Annotated in this window: 15 protein-coding genes and 1 tRNA gene; 12 read left to right on the top strand and 4 right to left on the bottom strand. The window is 62.6% G+C overall.

What is annotated here, in order from left to right:
- The first annotated feature begins 71 nt into the window (after window positions 1-71).
- The 4 genes from OS914_RS06225 to OS914_RS06210 all read left to right on the top strand — a co-directional run bounded on the left by OS914_RS06225 (window position 72) and on the right by OS914_RS06210 (window position 4,356).
- Complete coding sequence (locus tag OS914_RS06225; protein ID WP_267545188.1) at window positions 72-806, top strand: permease; 735 nt, start codon at window positions 72-74, stop codon at window positions 804-806.
- 155 nt (window positions 807-961) lie between these two features.
- Window positions 962-1,561, top strand: a complete 600-nt coding sequence (locus tag OS914_RS06220) for a nitrobindin family protein (protein ID WP_267545187.1) — start codon at window positions 962-964, stop codon at window positions 1,559-1,561.
- Window positions 1,562-1,629: 68 nt separating this feature from the next.
- Window positions 1,630-2,739 carry a CAF17-like 4Fe-4S cluster assembly/insertion protein YgfZ gene (ygfZ, locus tag OS914_RS06215; RefSeq protein WP_267545186.1) on the top strand — a complete coding sequence of 370 codons (1,110 nt, stop codon included), beginning with the start codon at window positions 1,630-1,632 and terminating at the stop codon, window positions 2,737-2,739.
- A gap of 66 nt (window positions 2,740-2,805) precedes the next feature.
- Window positions 2,806-4,356, top strand: coding sequence for a DHA2 family efflux MFS transporter permease subunit (locus OS914_RS06210; RefSeq protein WP_267545185.1), 1,551 nt, complete (start codon window positions 2,806-2,808; stop codon window positions 4,354-4,356).
- Between the two features lie 23 nt (window positions 4,357-4,379).
- Here OS914_RS06210 and OS914_RS06205 read toward each other — a convergent pair whose 3' ends face one another.
- The 3 genes from OS914_RS06205 to OS914_RS06195 form a co-directional block, all read right to left on the bottom strand.
- Window positions 4,380-5,096: a GNAT family N-acetyltransferase gene (locus tag OS914_RS06205; protein WP_267545184.1), complete on the bottom strand. Its 717-nt coding sequence runs from the start codon at window positions 5,094-5,096 to the stop codon at window positions 4,380-4,382.
- A gap of 48 nt (window positions 5,097-5,144) precedes the next feature.
- On the bottom strand, window positions 5,145-6,170 hold the full coding sequence (locus OS914_RS06200) for a 6-phosphofructokinase (protein ID WP_267545183.1): 1,026 nt from the start codon (window positions 6,168-6,170) through the stop codon (window positions 5,145-5,147).
- A gap of 424 nt (window positions 6,171-6,594) precedes the next feature.
- Window positions 6,595-7,830, bottom strand: a complete 1,236-nt coding sequence (locus OS914_RS06195; RefSeq protein WP_267545182.1) for a pyridoxal phosphate-dependent aminotransferase — start codon at window positions 7,828-7,830, stop codon at window positions 6,595-6,597.
- 346 nt (window positions 7,831-8,176) lie between these two features.
- Between OS914_RS06195 and OS914_RS06190 the strand changes: the two genes are divergently transcribed.
- The 8 genes from OS914_RS06190 to rplL all read left to right on the top strand — a co-directional run bounded on the left by OS914_RS06190 (window position 8,177) and on the right by rplL (window position 13,944).
- A tRNA-Trp gene (locus tag OS914_RS06190) sits at window positions 8,177-8,249 on the top strand.
- 107 nt (window positions 8,250-8,356) lie between these two features.
- Window positions 8,357-8,635, top strand: coding sequence for a preprotein translocase subunit SecE (gene secE, locus OS914_RS06185; protein WP_267545180.1), 279 nt, complete (start codon window positions 8,357-8,359; stop codon window positions 8,633-8,635).
- Between the two features lie 96 nt (window positions 8,636-8,731).
- A complete protein-coding gene (gene nusG, locus OS914_RS06180; protein ID WP_267545179.1) occupies window positions 8,732-9,613 on the top strand; it encodes a transcription termination/antitermination protein NusG in 882 nt (293 codons plus the stop codon).
- A 154-nt stretch (window positions 9,614-9,767) separates the two neighbouring features.
- Entirely contained in the window at window positions 9,768-10,199 is a 432-nt protein-coding gene (gene rplK / locus OS914_RS06175; protein ID WP_196396932.1) for a 50S ribosomal protein L11, read from the top strand.
- Window positions 10,200-10,396: 197 nt separating this feature from the next.
- Window positions 10,397-11,104, top strand: coding sequence for a 50S ribosomal protein L1 (gene rplA / locus OS914_RS06170; RefSeq protein ID WP_267545178.1), 708 nt, complete (start codon window positions 10,397-10,399; stop codon window positions 11,102-11,104).
- Between the two features lie 255 nt (window positions 11,105-11,359).
- Window positions 11,360-12,532, top strand: a complete 1,173-nt coding sequence (locus OS914_RS06165) for a GNAT family N-acetyltransferase (protein ID WP_267545177.1) — start codon at window positions 11,360-11,362, stop codon at window positions 12,530-12,532.
- 323 nt (window positions 12,533-12,855) lie between these two features.
- Window positions 12,856-13,470, top strand: coding sequence for a 50S ribosomal protein L10 (rplJ, locus tag OS914_RS06160; RefSeq protein WP_267545176.1), 615 nt, complete (start codon window positions 12,856-12,858; stop codon window positions 13,468-13,470).
- 99 nt (window positions 13,471-13,569) lie between these two features.
- Complete coding sequence (gene rplL / locus OS914_RS06155) at window positions 13,570-13,944, top strand: 50S ribosomal protein L7/L12 (protein WP_196396935.1); 375 nt, start codon at window positions 13,570-13,572, stop codon at window positions 13,942-13,944.
- 176 nt (window positions 13,945-14,120) lie between these two features.
- Here the strand turns inward: rplL and OS914_RS06150 are convergent, their stop codons facing one another.
- Entirely contained in the window at window positions 14,121-15,329 is a 1,209-nt protein-coding gene (locus tag OS914_RS06150) for an acetyl-CoA C-acetyltransferase (protein WP_267545175.1), read from the bottom strand.
- Window positions 15,330-15,456 lie beyond the last annotated feature (127 nt).

Below are 15,456 nucleotides of genomic sequence, written 5' to 3'. Positions count from 1 at the left end.
GATTGGGGTGTGAAGAGGAACGACGTGAGGGCCAATAGCGGGGATCGAAAGAGCGACAGCAGGAAAAACCAATGAAGTCCTGGAGCATGGGTATTTCCGGCGTATTTGCACTCATAATCATTATCGCCGCATCTTACGCAAGCCTCGGCGTTTCTCTCGGGGCCGGAATCGTGCTCTCCGCCGTACTGGGCACCGGCTGGCCGCACTATCTGGGGATCCCCGCGAAGAAGACGCTGGGATCCGTGATTGCCCTCACGGGGGTGTGTGCCGCCTTGACCGCCGCCTTTACTCCTGGGCCCGGATATCTCAGGTGGCTTCCGATCTTTCTGGCCGTCGGTGTTGGAGCTGTGTTCGTGGTCCAGCTGATCCGCGGGACGGGACAGAGCCACCGGTTGGAATCAACCCTTGGTGCCAGCGCCGGCGTGCTGCTGGCCGGTCTCGGATCCGGCTGGATCGCTTCGCATCGGTTCACCGGGGAAACAGCCATGACCCTGATCGCCGGGGTCAGCGCGCTCGTTGCGTTGCTGATCGGGATGATCCGCTGGCCCGATCGGGTGATCGCACCGCTGGCCATCGTATTGGCTGCGCTCGCCGGGGACTTGGCAGCTCTGCTGGTATCGGATCTCCACATTTTCCAGGCCGCCATCATTGGTGCGGTCATCGCCGCGGTGCTGATGAGCTTCCGTCGGCTGCGCATTGCGGCTGGACGGCCGCGAAACGTTCAGGGAGCCATAGCGATGGGGGTTGCGCCGCTGGGAGCCCTCGGAGCCCTGGTGTATTTCATTGACAAGTTGCTGATCACTTAGCGCGCAAAACTTCACGATAGGATGGCGTCATGTCGATACTGGGATTGGAAATCTTCTATATTTGTCTGCTGGTTGTTGCCGGCCTGTCCATGGCGTGGTTCGCTGTTCTGGTCATCTGGCGGCTTTTTAAGGGCCAGCAGTAAGGACTGGGCGCGATGCCAATCGAGATTCCTACCGACCTTACCCCGGAGCTGGTGCCGCTTTCCTGGCTCTTGGGGCAGTGGCGGGGCAGCGGCCGTCTCGGTGCCGGGGAGGCAGAGTCGGCGCATTTTTCCCAGCTGGTGACGTTTGAAACCAACGGCCTGCCGTATCTGCAGTACACAGCCCGCAGCTGGCTCACCGACGAAGACGGCATGGAGCTGCGGCCGCTGTCGATTGAGACAGGTTTTTGGTCCTTAGACCGGGCGCTTAACGATGCCGACGGCGGCCCCGGCCTGGTCCCGGCGGACATTGTCCCCGCACTGAGGACGGCGGATGACGTCGAGAAGCTGCGCAATGCCGACGGCGGCTTTGACATCGTGGTGAACATGATTCATCCCGGTGGCATCGCCGAGCTCTACTATGGCCAAATTAAAGGACCGCAGATCCATCTGGCGACTGACGCCGTGCTGCGCGGTGCCGGTTCCAAGGACTACACGGCGGCCAGCAGAATCTTCGGGCTGGTCAACGGGGAACTGTTCTGGCGCTGGGACGTGGCGGCACAGGGGAAAACCATGGCGGCGCATGCCTCTGCCATTCTGAAGCGGATGGCTTAGCCCGCGCCGCAGCAACCTCACTGCAGCGCCGGCAGGAATACCGGCCCGCGGAACGGCGTTAGCCCAGCATGACGTATAACAGCACACTCTTGCGACGCCCCGGCGCAGTTGCGGCCGGCGGCCTGGACGCCGGGGTTGCCGCCCACTACGGTGATCCCTTCCGGGAACAACGCCTGCTGGCTGGTATCCCGGGCGCCGTTCAGGGACAGAACCTCGCCGCGGTCGTCGATCTTTCGCACCGCGGGGTCGTCACGGTCTCCGGCGTGGACCGCTTGAGCTGGCTGACCACGTTGTCCTCGCAGCAGCTGACGGGTCTGCTTCCCGGGACGAGTACCGAGCTTTTGCTGCTAAGTATCCACGGGAGAATCGAGTATGACGCGCGGGTACTCGACGACGGCGGGACCACCTGGCTCATCGTGGAAGCGGCCGAAGCCGCGCCGCTGGCGGCCTGGCTGACCGGCATGAAATTCATGCTGCGGGTGGACGTGGCGGACGTATCTGCGCAGTGGGCGGTGCTCGGGTCCGTTCATTCGGTGCCGGAATTAAGCGACCGGCTCTGCTGGCAGGATCCCTGGCCGCACGTCTCCCCAGGGGGCTTCGCCTATACTGCCGTGCCGGAGGAGTCGCATCCAGGCCTTGATCGCAGCTGGTTTGAGTATCTGATTCCGCTGGCAGAACTCGAAACTGCTGTGGGGCAGCGGCCGCTGGCAGGGATCTGGGCCGCGGAGGCGCTGCGCATCGCCGCCTGGCGGCCGCGGCTCGGCGCCGAGACGGATGAGAAGACGATTCCGCACGAGCTGGATTTGCTGCGAACGGCCGTGCATTTGTCGAAGGGCTGCTACAAGGGCCAGGAGACGGTGGCCCGGGTCCATAACCTTGGGCATCCTCCCCGTCGACTGGTGTTCCTGCAACTCGATGGCTCCCAGCACACGCTGCCCGCTGCCGGCAGCCCGGTGCAGGCGGATGATCGGCAGGTGGGCACGGTGACATCCGTGGCCCAGCACTTCGAGATGGGGCCGATTGCATTGGCTGTGATTAAGCGCAACGTGGATCCTGCTGCGCAGCTGACGGTGTGCGATGCGGATGAAAAGTATGTGGCGCTGCAGGAGATCATTGTGGCCCCGGATGCCGGGCAGGTGGTCGGCCGGCAAAGCGGATTCCTGAGGGCGCCCCGCTAAGCAACGGCCGCTCGGCTGCATTCAGGCCGCCAGCCTTGGCTAGTAGATCCCTTTTCAAGGAGCATCATGGAAAACGTTAAACGGCCGTGGCCGGCCCTGTGGTCGCTGGTGATTGGTTTCTTCATGATTCTGATCGACACCACCATCGTTTCGGTGGCTAATCCAGCCATCATGGATGGCCTGCACGCAGACATCAATAAGGTCATTTGGGTGACGAGCGCGTACCTGTTGGCATACGCGGTGCCGTTGCTGATTACCGGCCGGCTGGGAGACAGGTTCGGTCCCAAGAATCTGTACCTGTCCGGCCTGGTGATCTTCACCCTTGCCTCGCTCTGGTGCGGGCTGTCCGGGGATATCACCATGCTGATCACAGCCCGGGCCGTTCAGGGGCTCGGCGCAGCGCTGATGACCCCGCAGACCATGGCCGTCATCACGCGGATATTCCCGCCAGATCGACGTGGACAGGCGATGGGGCTGTGGGGCGCCACGGCCGGCGTGGCAACATTGGTGGGTCCGATCCTCGGCGGGGTGCTGGTGGACGGGTTCGGTTGGGAATGGATCTTCATCATCAACGTCCCCATTGGCATCATTGGGTTCATCCTGGCCTGGCGGCTGGTTCCGACGCTCGCCACTCACCGGCACAAGTTTGACATTGTCGGCATCCTGCTCAGCGCGGTCGGAATGTTTCTGCTGGTCTTCGGAATCCAGGAAGGCAGCACGTATAACTGGGGGACCATCACCGGCATCATTAGCGTCTGGGGCCTGATTATCACGGGCATCGCCGTGCTGGTGATCTTCGTGATCTGGCAGGCGGTCAACAGGGGGGAACCCCTGATTCCGCTTTCTCTGTTCCGCGAGCGCAATTTCTCGCTCGCCAATATCGCCATCACTACAGTGGGCTTCAGCATTACCGCCATGAGCCTGCCGCTAATTTTCTACTACCAGCTGGTCCGCGGGATGACGCCGACGCAATCAGCCCTGATGCTGGTCCCGATGGCACTAATTTCCGGCGGCCTGGCCCCGGTGGTCGGCAAGCTCGTGGACAGGGTGAACCCCAAGTTCATCGCGTCTACCGGGTTGGCGCTGATGGCCGTTGCGCTGTTCTGGAACGCCGCACTGATGGCTCCGACGACGTCCATCTGGCTGTTCCTGCTGCCGAGCGCCGTGCTGGGGCTGGCCAATGCGGGTATCTGGGCGCCACTGTCCACCACGGCGACACGGAATCTTGGGCCGCACGAGGCGGGCGCGGGGGCCGGGATTTACAACACAACCCGGCAGGTTGGTGCCGTGTTGGGCAGCGCCGCCATCGCGGCCCTGATGCAGTCGCGGCTGGCGGCAGAGTTGCCAAAGATGGGCGCCGGGGGTGCGCAGAGCAAAAGCATGGAGTTCGCCGGGTCCCTGCCGCCGGCATTGCATGCGGGATTCTCCAGTGCGATGGGCCAATCCATCATGCTTCCGGCGGCCGTCATCATTATCGGTGCGGTGGTGGCCATTTTCCTGGCTAAACCGGCCCCGGTCCGGAACTGGAACGGCGGAATGGGACAACCCTCGGCAAAGGTCGACGGCGGGCCGCCGCACCGCGGGAGGCATGCGGCCGTTCCCGTTGACGCAAGATGAGGGGCTGACTGTCCGGTGCCGGGCTAGCCTAAACGTACCGTGGTCTGCGTCCCGGCCCAATCGAACCCGAGCGAGCGGGCCAGTGCATTGGCGGCAAAGTTGCTGACATCGGCCCGCCAATGCAGGATCAGTCCGGAGGCGAGTGCCTCGTGGGCCGCAACCGAGGCGGCCAGCTGGCCCCACCCCTGCCTGCGCTGGTCCGGGCTCACCAGGACCCCGAGACGGGCCAGCAGACCCTGCCATTGCGCATAGGCGCCGCAGGCCACCGCAGCCTCTCCCTGCATGAGCGTGAATTTATGCTCCAGGGCGCCTAGCCTTACCTCATTTACGTCATCCGGAGGACAGTGCGATTCGAGGCGGGCGGCCGCCGGATTATCCATGGATACCGTGAGTTCAGCGGCGGGCTGGTTCAGCGGGAGGTCATCGGCAAAATACAGCGATGCTGTCCCCAGACCATGCCCGCCCTGGGCGCGGGTCAACCCCAGCAGGGTGCCGTGGTCCGTGAGTTCGGCATCAGTGAAACCCGAGGCAGCCTCAATGGCCCAGCCGGGGCCGACGAGCACTGAGCGGCCCCAGAGTCGGATGAAGCTCAGGGTGAGCGCGGCGTCCTCGGTTTTGACCAGCCTGTCGGTGCTGCTTCCGGTGCCGGCCGCGGCGCTGCCCATGGCGCCGTCGGGCAATCCAAGCCGGCGTTCCCACGCCAGCTGCACAATGGGAATGCTGCTTTCCTCAAAGCTCATGCCCCAACGCTACCGCCACCGGCCATCCGATTGTCATCGGAAGGGGAGTCAGCCGAAGAGGATTGCGGCCTCGTCGTATCGATGCTGCGGGACGGTCTTCAAGTTCCCCAGCGCCTTATCGAACGGGACGTGGTCGATCTCCGTGCCGGTGAGGGACACCATGGTGCCCCACCTGCCGTCCACCACCGAATCAATGGCCGCCATGCCCAACCGGGTGGCCAGGACGCGGTCAAAGGCCGAGGGCACTCCGCCGCGCTGAATGTGCCCGAGGATGGTGGCCCTGGTTTCAATCCCGGTCCTTTCCTCGATCGCCGGGGCCAGCTGATCGGCGATTCCGCCCAGCCGGGGCCGGCCGAAGGTGTCCAGACCTCGTTCCGAATGCGGTGACTCCATGTCGGCGGTGACGAAGCCTTCCGCTACGACAACCAATGGTGCCCTGCCGCGTTCGTGGGCTTCATTGACCCAGTCGGTGATCTGTTCAATGCTGATGGGCTGTTCGGGGATGAGGATGGCGTGGGCGCCGGACGCCATTCCCGCGTGCAGCGCAATCCAGCCGACGTGGCGGCCCATTACCTCGGCAATCATGCAGCGATGATGGGATTCTCCGGTAGTGCGGAGCCTGTCGATAGCCTCCGTCGCGATTTGGACAGCGGTGTCAAAGCCAAAGGTGTAGTCCGTGGCGTCCAGGTCGTTGTCAACCGTTTTGGGCACGCCGACAATCTTAAGGCCCGCGTCGGTGAGTCGCTTGGCGGCGGCCAGAGTGCCCTCGCCACCGATCGCGATGATCGCGTCGATGCCCAACCTGTCCAGATGCGCCTTGATGACGTCCGGGCCGCCGTTGCCCTCAAACGGATTAGTCCGCGAGGTGCCTAAAATGGTGCCGCCCTGTTTGGAAATACCGCGCACGCTTTGCCGCGGCAGATCCATGATGTCGCCCTCCACAACGCCGCGCCAGCCGTCCCGGAAACCGACGAACTCCTGCCCGTGGATCTTGATGCCCTTCAGAACCGCGCCACGGATGACGGCGTTCAGGCCGGGGCAGTCGCCGCCGCTGGTGAGAATTCCGATTTTCATATGTGGCTGGAGTCCTTTGGAGAGCAGTGGTCAGGGTACCGAGCACTCCGTTGAGCTCTGCCATAGATTCTAGACAGAAAATCAGGTCAGGCTCCCGGGGCTGCGGGCAGCTTGTGCCCCGAGAACCACTGTAGGCGCTGAAGTGCACTCCGCTGCTATGACTGGTGCTGTAGGTACCTCTGGTGCCCGTGTGCCCCGCGGTGTAGCAGGCAAATCGGCGGAACTCAAAGCCGCCGGTGTACCCGCTACGCGCTCCGGCGGTGCACAGTGGCCGGAGACATCGGCAAAATCGGCCGGGGAACCTACGTTCTGGCAGATGCGTCGTGGCCGGTGGCAACGGCAGCGTTACAGTCGGCCGCGCCGGATGCTTCGGCGGCCCGCAATGGCGCCAACCGTCGCGGAGGGTAAATTACCATCCCACCGGCTACGACGCGCGGCCCAGAAGATCCTGCAGCCGTCGGACGCCTTCGGCCAGATCATCATCGCCCAGCGCGTAGGAGAAGCGGAGGAACCCACTGGGGCCGAACGCCTCGCCGGGCACAACCGCCACCTCCACCTTGTCCAGAATGAGGGCGGCCAGCTCGGCCGAAGTGGCACACCGCACGCCGCCCAGATCGCGACCGAGCAACCCGCGGACGTCCGCATAGACGTAGAAGGCGCCGTGCGGCGTTGGGCAGACAACGCCGTCGATCGCGTTCAGGCCCGCAACGATGGCCTTGCGGCGGCGATCAAAGGCCACCTTCATCTCCTCCACCGCAGTCAACGGACCGGAGACGGCGGCCAGGGCCGCCAACTGGGTGATATTGGCGACGTTGGAGGTCGCGTGCGACTGCAGATTCGTGGCTGCCTGCACGACATCTTTGGGGCCGATCAGCCAACCAACCCGCCAGCCGGTCATGGCGTACGTCTTTGCGACACCGTTGACTATGACCACCCGATCGCCCAGCTCCGGCGCCGCGGTGGCAATGGAGGTGAAGGGGACATCGTCGTAGGTCAGGTGCTCGTAGATTTCGTCGGTGACCACCCACAGGCCCTTTGCCGCCGCCCACTGGCCGATTTCCCGCGTCTGCTCGGGCGAGTAAACGGCGCCTGTAGGGTTCGACGGCGAAACGAACAACAGAATCTTTGTCCGCGGCGTCAGCGCGGCCTCCAGCTGATCAACGGTGACCAGATACCCCTGCTCCGGCCCGGCGAAAACCTCCAGGGGAACACCGCCGGCAAGCCGGATGGCCTCCGGATATGTTGTCCAGAAAGGCGTGGGCAGCAATACTTCGTCGCCCGGATCCAGCAGGGTGGCAAAGGTTTCGTACACGGCCTGCTTTCCGCCGTTGGTCACCACCACCTGGGAAGGATCCACCGCATAACCGGAATCCCGCAGTGTTTTGGCAGCGATGGCCGACCTGAGTTCGGGCAATCCGGCGGCGGGGGAGTACCGGTGATTCTTCGGTTGCCGGGCGGCGTCAATGGCTGCCTCAACGATGTAAGCGGGTGTAGCGAAATCGGGCTCGCCGGCACCAAAACCAATGACCGGGCGTCCCGCAGCCTTCAGCGCCTTTGCCTTGGCATCCACCGCCAACGTAGCCGATTCGGCAATGGCAGCGATTCGCGCGGACACCCGCGGGAAAGTGGCGGAAGGAACAGTGCTCGGTGCGGCTGACATGAGGACTCTTTCTCTAGGGGGTTCGACCATGGCGGGCTGGGTCCGAGTCTAGTTTAGGTGCGCGGTCTTAGGTGTGTGGCCGGGCTGGGCGCTCTTCCCGTCGCGGTCCAGTCGCGGTCCAGTCGCGGTCCGGCCGCGGCCCGGGCACGGTCCGGGCAGCAAAGGGACGCCCGCTGCACGGCCGGTTCGACGTGGCGCCCATGATTGCGTAGACTTGGTTCCCGGTGTTGAAATCGCCATGCTGAACCGTGCCTTCCAGCCGGATCCCTCGAGGGGTGCCGACCAAGAGCCGTGAAGCGGCGGCGGATCACCGGAAAATGCGTGAGTGTTTGACGGTTTTCCACAAAGGGTAGTGGCGCAATTGGTAGCGCAGCGGTCTCCAAAACCGCAGGTTGCAGGTTCGAGTCCTGTCTGCCCTGCATATCGGTAATTGAATACTGAAGCACCAGCATTATGGAAGTATCAGCAGAAGAGAACCGTTCAGCGTGAACTGGGGAACCAACCGATAAGGACGAGTGAGGCATTGGTGACCGAAACAGCTGCCGGCAGCTCCCATGGCCGCCCCGCCAAGAAGGGCACGAAGCCCGGTAAACCCGGTATCTTCGCCCGCCTCGCGCTTTTCTTCCGCCAGGTCATAGGGGAGCTCCGGAAAGTGGTGGCCCCCACCCGCCAAGAGCTGGTGAACTACACACTGGTCGTTTTGGTGTTTGTGGTCATCATGATGGCAATTGTCACAGGCCTTGACCTTGGCTTCGGCAAGGCCGTGTTATGGATTTTCGGTGGAAGCGGAACCGTAGAGCATTAGAAGCACTGTCCCGCGGCGGACCGTTTTGGGTTTGCGGGGGTCGGAGTGCCGGCCGGTTTGAGCCACTCAAGTTTGGAAAAGGAAAGCAGGAAATACGTGTCTGAGCAGGAACTCGAAGCAACGCAGAGTGTGCTGGACGAGAATGTGGCTGCGGATATCGCGGACGGCAATTCGGATTCCGCTGTGCCCGTAACGGGAGAGGAGTCTTCTATCCCGTCGGCCAGCGGGACGGACAACGAGACTGTTAACGGTGACGTAGCTGACGACGTCGACGTCAGTGACGCCGTTGACGACGGTGACGTAACGGACGACAACAGCGCCGACAGTGCCGGTGCCGACGGCGCGGATGCCTTGGCATCGGCCGCCGCCGAGGCTGCGGTTGACCCCGCCGATGAGTTCAAGGCCAAACTGCGCCGACAGGAGGGCGACTGGTTCGTCATCCACTCCTACGCCGGTTACGAAAACCGCGTCAAAGCGAACCTCGAGACCCGCATCACGTCGTTGAATATGGAAGATTACATCTTCGAAATTCAGGTCCCGATGGAAGAGGTCGTGGAGATCAAGAACGCTCAGCGCAAGGTCGTGAACCGCGTGCGGATCCCCGGGTATGTTCTGGTCCGGATGGAACTGACAGATGCGTCGTGGGGCGCCGTACGCCACACGCCCGGAGTCACCGGTTTCGTCGGGAACGCACATAATCCGGTGCCGTTGCGACTTGATGAGGTTTTCTCGATGCTCGCACCGATCTTTGAGGAAGAGCAGGCCGAGGCCGGCCAGCCCGTCAGGCATAATCCCGCCGATGCGATTGTTGACTTTGAGGTCGGCGAGTCCGTCATCGTCAAGGACGGCCCGTTCGAGACCCTGCCGGCCACAATCTCCGAGATCAAGCCAGAGTCTCAGACCCTGGTTGTCTTGGTTTCCATTTTTGAACGCGAAACCCCGGTGACGCTTTCGTTCAACCAGGTCTCGAAGATCTAGCCGGCGGTACCGCAGCAGCGGCACAAAAAATTAGTCTTCGCTCCGAGTCGGCCTGCTTAGCCGGAACGGAGCGGTGACCATCACGCCATGATGGTCAAAGAACCTGGGGCGCGCTCCGTCTCTCCAGGAAAGTCATTGAAAGAAGGACCCGAAATTGGCCCCCAAGAAAAAGGTCACCGGCCTCATCAAGCTGCAGATCCAGGCAGGAGCCGCTAATCCGGCGCCTCCCATCGGACCCGCCCTTGGTCAGCATGGTGTCAACATCATGGAATTCTGCAAGGCGTACAACGCTGCCACGGAATCCCAGCGCGGAAACGTTATCCCGGTTGAAATCACCGTCTACGAAGACCGTTCATTTACCTTCATCACCAAGACGCCGCCGGCTGCAGAGCTGATCAAAAAGGCTGCCGGTGTTGCCAAGGGTTCAGGCACCCCGCATACCGTCAAGGTTGCCAACCTGACCAAGGCCCAGGTGACCGAAATTGCGACCCAGAAGATGGTGGATCTGAACGCCACGGACATCGAAGGCGCCATGAAGATCATCGCCGGCACCGCCCGCTCCATGGGTATCACCGTCGAAGCCTGAGAATGAACATCGAGGCATAGTCCTCACTCACGCAGTCCCGGTGATCGACCAACGGCGTCCACGTCCGCAGGGAGATCGCTAAACACCAAGACAAAAACAGATAACGACGGCGGATAGCGCACCCAGGTGCGATCCGACGCCGGTGGCAGGGCCCAGCGCGGTCCGCAGACCACAACTGCACAAGGAGAAACAGCAGCATGGCAAAGCGCAGCAAAGCATATGAGGCAGCGGCCGCCAAGATCGACGCGGAGAATCTCTACGCGCCGCTTGAGGCCATCAAGCTCGCCAAGGAAACAAACCCGTCCAAGTTCGATGCGACCGTAGAGGTGGCCTTTCGGTTGGGCGTAGATCCCCGCAAGGCGGACCAGATGGTGCGCGGCACCGTAATTCTGCCGCACGGAACCGGCAAGACCGCCCGCGTTCTGGTTTTCGCCACGGGCGACCGTGCCGAGGCCGCCATCGCAGCCGGCGCCGATTTCGTTGGTTCCGACGACCTGATCGAGAAGATTCAGGGTGGCTGGACGGATTTCGATTCCGCCGTGGCAACCCCGGATCTGATGGGTAAAGTCGGTCGCCTGGGTAAGATCTTGGGCCCGCGCAACCTGATGCCGAACCCGAAGACCGGTACGGTCACCAACGATGTTGCGAAGGCCGTTCAGGACATTAAGGGCGGAAAGATCGACTTCCGTGTCGACAAGCATTCGAACCTTCATTTCATCGTCGGCAAGGTTTCCTTCGACGCCATCGCATTGGCGCAGAACTACGCGGCAGCGTTGGAAGAGGTGCTTCGTCTGAAGCCGTCCGCTTCCAAGGGCCGCTACCTGCAGAAGGCCACCGTCAGCACTACGTTCGGCCCCGGCATAGCCGTGGATCCCAACGTCACCAAGGTTCTGACCGAGGCGTAAGTACGGCATTATGTAAAGGGTCGGTGCAGCAGCAATTGCTGCGCCGGCCCTTTTTGCGCACCCCGCCGCGGTACCCCTGACGGAGGCACCGCTGTGGGGAAACGTGGCGGGGGAAAAATCCGCACGCTGATTGACGGCACCGCAAGGGGCCTATGATGTGATCAACTCTGGAGAAAGTGGCTTAACAATGACGTTGAGCAGCAACACCGATGCGCAGCCTAGGTCTGAGAGTCCTGGGGAGAATCTGGACCCATCATGCGCCGTTGGGCTAGTGCCGGGGCGTCCGTGCTCGGAAGGGCTCTCATGACGACGGTCCGGATCGAGCAGCTTCGGCCTCCCGAATCGCTAGACGGCCCCGAGGCGGCAGATTTGCTGGCCTCCGTGGAGGTGGCACGGCAAGTTCGCATCCACACCTGGGGAAATGATGACCTTGCCTACACGGCGGACGAAATGCTGCAGGCATTTTCGGACCCGTACGAGTGGTATGTGGTCCTGTTGGCCCGGGTCGGCGGGGAGATTGTGGGACGTGCGGGAATCGCACTACCGCTGACCGATAACACCGACCTGGCGCATGTCACCTTGGATGTACTGCCATCGGCGCGGAACAACGGAGTGGGGCGGGAGCTCCTGGCTGCTGCCGAGCAATTTGCCCGGGGTGAAAACCGCAGCGACGTCATGATCGAGACTAATCATCCAGCAGCGACGCTTGGCAGGGACGGCGGTGAAAACCTGCGTGCAGCCAACGGCATGGGGTATCTCCCGCTGAGCAGTCGTGAGGTTTCCTTCGCGCGAAATGCCGGTTATGCGCTGGCGCAGGTGGAGCAGTTCAGTGCCTGCCGCGTACCTCTGGATCCGGTGCTGGCTGCCGGCCTCGAAGCCGGGGTGGGCGGACTGAACGGCGACGACTACGCGCTGCACCAATGGGTTGACCAATGCCCGCAGCGATGGGCGCAGGGCATAGTAGCGCTGGAATCCGCCTTGACCGCGGACACGGCAGGCGTCGCTGCTCACGCCGCCGGAACAGCCGTCGACCTTAACGAGGAACAGTGGACAGTGGAGCGGCTGCGGGAAACGGAGGCACTGGCCCAAGCGCGCGGCCGACATATGCTGGTGACCGCGGTGGAGGAACGTGCGACCGGCACGCTGGTCGGCTTCAGCTCCATTTCGGTGCTCGGGCATCGGGATGACGTTGTATTCCAGGACGAAACGATGGTGCTGCGCGAACACCGGGGGAAGGATCTGGGCTTGCTGATCAAGCTCAAGAACCTGGAGCTATTGGTCGGCCGCTTCCCCCTTGCCCGGTCCGTCTATACCTGGAATGTCGTGGAAAGGAGCTACATGATCGAGGTTAATCGCAAGCTCGGCTTTGCACCCGCTGGGGTTACCGGGCAGTGGCAAAAGACCATCGGCGGCAGTGTCCAGGAATGAGGCCGTGAGCTGCAGGATTTGGCCCGACGAGCTTCGATCCAGTATGCTGAAGAAACCAAAGACCGTCGGTCGACGGAAATTTGCCCCCCTCTAACAATGACATTCTGTCAGCGCGTGCGGGAATGCGGGTAAAGGTCCGTCCGAAAGTCCCTTTCCAAGGGCGGCCGGCGCAGGTGAACGAAGTGAGCCTCCCCAACCATCCGGGCTCCGGATGGTGTTGTGAGGCAAAGCCCCGTGCATCTGCGCGGGGCGTTTTTAGTTTGTGCCGGTTATCCGGCACTGGGACCCGAACATACCGGCTTTAATTTCCCGGAAGGAGGGTTATGGCAACGCCGAATAAGGTGGCAGCCGTGGAGGAAATCACTAACGATTTCAACGCCTCCAGCGCTGCAGTCCTAACCGAATACCGTGGGCTCACCGTTGCACAGCTCAAGGAGCTGCGTGTTTCTCTCGGCCGCGAGAACAAGTTCTCGGTCGTCAAGAACACCCTGACCGCCATTGCGGCAAAGGAAGCCGGTGTTGGCGCTTTCGAGGGCCACCTGGCCGGCCCCACCGCCATCGCGTTCATTAAGGGTGACGCTGTTGCGGCAGCAAAGAGCCTGACGGATTTTGCAAAAGCCAACAAGGCACTGGTCATCAAGACCGGTTACTTCGAAGGCAAGGCCCTCGATGCGGCTGAAGTAGCTGCACTTGCTGCTCTGGAGTCACGTGAGGTCCAGTTGGCCCGTGTCGCTGCAGTTCTGCTCGCCCCGATGGCTGCCGCCGCCCGCACCCTTGATGCCCTGCGCCTCAAGCTTGCTGAAGGCACCGAAGCCCCTGCCGCTGATGAAGCACCCGCCGCTGAGGCGGAAGCTGCTGACGAAGCACCCGCAGCACCTGCCGCTGACGCGGAAGCTGCTGTTGAAGCGCCTGCAGAAGCGCAGACCACCGAGGCTTAGTCCTCACGGGATTCCATCCCGGTTCCATCCTGAATTCCACGAGGACTTTGGGTTATAGATTCCGGCCGTCCAGGCCAAGAACACGAAGGAGCGCCACACATGGCTAAGCTCACCAACGACGAGCTCATCGCAGCTTTCAAGGAACTGACCATCATCGAGCTCTCCGAGTTCGTCAAGGTCTTCGAGGAGACCTTCGAGGTCACCGCCGCGGCCGTTGCCGTCGCCGGCCCCGCGGGCGGTGCCGCTGAGGAAGAGGTCGAGAAGGATTCCTTCGACGTCATCCTCGAAGCTGCCGGCGACAAGAAGATTGCCGTCATCAAGGAGGTGCGCGCCCTGACCTCCCTCGGACTGAAGGAAGCCAAGGACGTCGTCGACTCCGCACCGAAGGCCGTTCTTGAAGGTGCGACCAAGGAAGCTGCCGAGAAGGCAAAGGAATCCCTGGAAGCAGCCGGCGCAACAGTTACCCTCAAGTAACAGTTACCCCTGCGTAAAAGAAGCCCCGCACCGGTTGGTGCGGGGCTTCTTTGCATCCGGTATGCGTTGCAGCGGACTGACCTGCGCAGCGCGGGGCGCGGGCCCTGCGCAGGTCAGCCCGTGCGCTGGGCTCGTCCCGGACGCTGTGCAGCTTTTTACTGCAGACCGGGGCCCGCTCAGTCCCGGTACAGCAGCAGGGCTTCCCCTTGGCCGCCGCCGCCGCAGAGCGAGACCGCGGCCTTACCGGAACCCCGGCGCCGCAGTTCCTGGGCGGCGTGCAGAGCGAGCCGGGCGCCGGACGCTCCGATCGGATGGCCCATGGAGATCGCTCCGCCGTGGATATTGCACTTCTCCAACGGGTAGTGAAGGTCTCTCAAGGACTGCACGGCTACTGCGCCGAAGGCCTCATTGATTTCAATGAAATCCAACTCCGCCACGCTCCAGCCGGCCAGTTTGAGGGCCTTGTTAATCGCATTAGAGGGCTGGGACTGCAGTGAAGTATCCGGTCCTGCGACCTGTCCGGGTTTGCCGACGACGGCGAGCCAGGACAGTCCGTTGTCCTGTGCATAGCCGCGGGTGCTGAGCACGACCGCGGCAGCACCGTCCGAGAGTGGGGAGGAATTCCCTGCCGTGATCGTGCCGTCCTTGGCGAAGGCCGGTCGCAGGTCGGCCAGTGTCTGGACGGTTGTCTGCGGCCGCAGGCCTTCGTCCTTGGCGACGGTTAGATCCGGGCCCTTGCGCTGCCGAACCGCCACGGGGACGATTTCGTCGTCGAAAATTCCCGATTCGGCTGCGGCGGCCGCGCGCTGATGCGAGGCGGCGGCAACCTCGTCCTGGGCGCTGCGGTCAATGCCGAGGGAGGTGTTGTGCCGCTCGGTGGAGCTGCCCATCGACTCGTGATCAAAGGCGTCGGTCAGCCCGTCATTGGCGACGGAATCGACGGCGGTAATGTCACCGTACGTCCAGCCCTGCCGGGAGCCGGGCAGCAGGTGCGGGCCGTTGCTCATGGATTCCTGGCCGCCGGCAACCACCACGGTTGCCTCACCCGAACGGATCAGGCGTGCTGCATCAGTGATGGCGGCCAGCCCGGAGAGGCACACTTTATTGATCGTGACGGTGGGGACGTCCCAGCCGATTCCGGCTGCAATGGCACTCTGACGGGCTGGATTCTGGCCGGCTCCAGCTTGGATTACTTGACCCATGATGACGGCATCCACTTGCTCCGCCGCCACTGCGGCGCGTTCCAAGGCGCCGATGATTGCCTTCGCACCCAGCTCCACTGCACTGAAAGAGCCGAGTTGACCGTTCAGCCGGCCAAAGGGCGTCCGTGCGCCGCCCAGAATCACGATGTCAGAGGCATTTGATGCAGAAGAATTTACGGTCATGGAAGGGCACTTCGCTTTCATCGTCAAAAATCAGCAGCCTCATCGTCTTTGAGGCGCCGCTCACATAGAATCTAACAGTTTGCGGCCGGTGGCTATTTCCCTAGGATCCCGCGCCGCACTAAATTCG

It is taken from the genome of Arthrobacter endolithicus, from assembly GCF_026627425.1.
Taxonomy (GTDB): domain Bacteria; phylum Actinomycetota; class Actinomycetes; order Actinomycetales; family Micrococcaceae; genus Arthrobacter_M.
The sequence above is the reverse complement of the archived record's forward strand: the minus strand, read 5'-3'. Positions and strand labels throughout refer to the sequence as shown.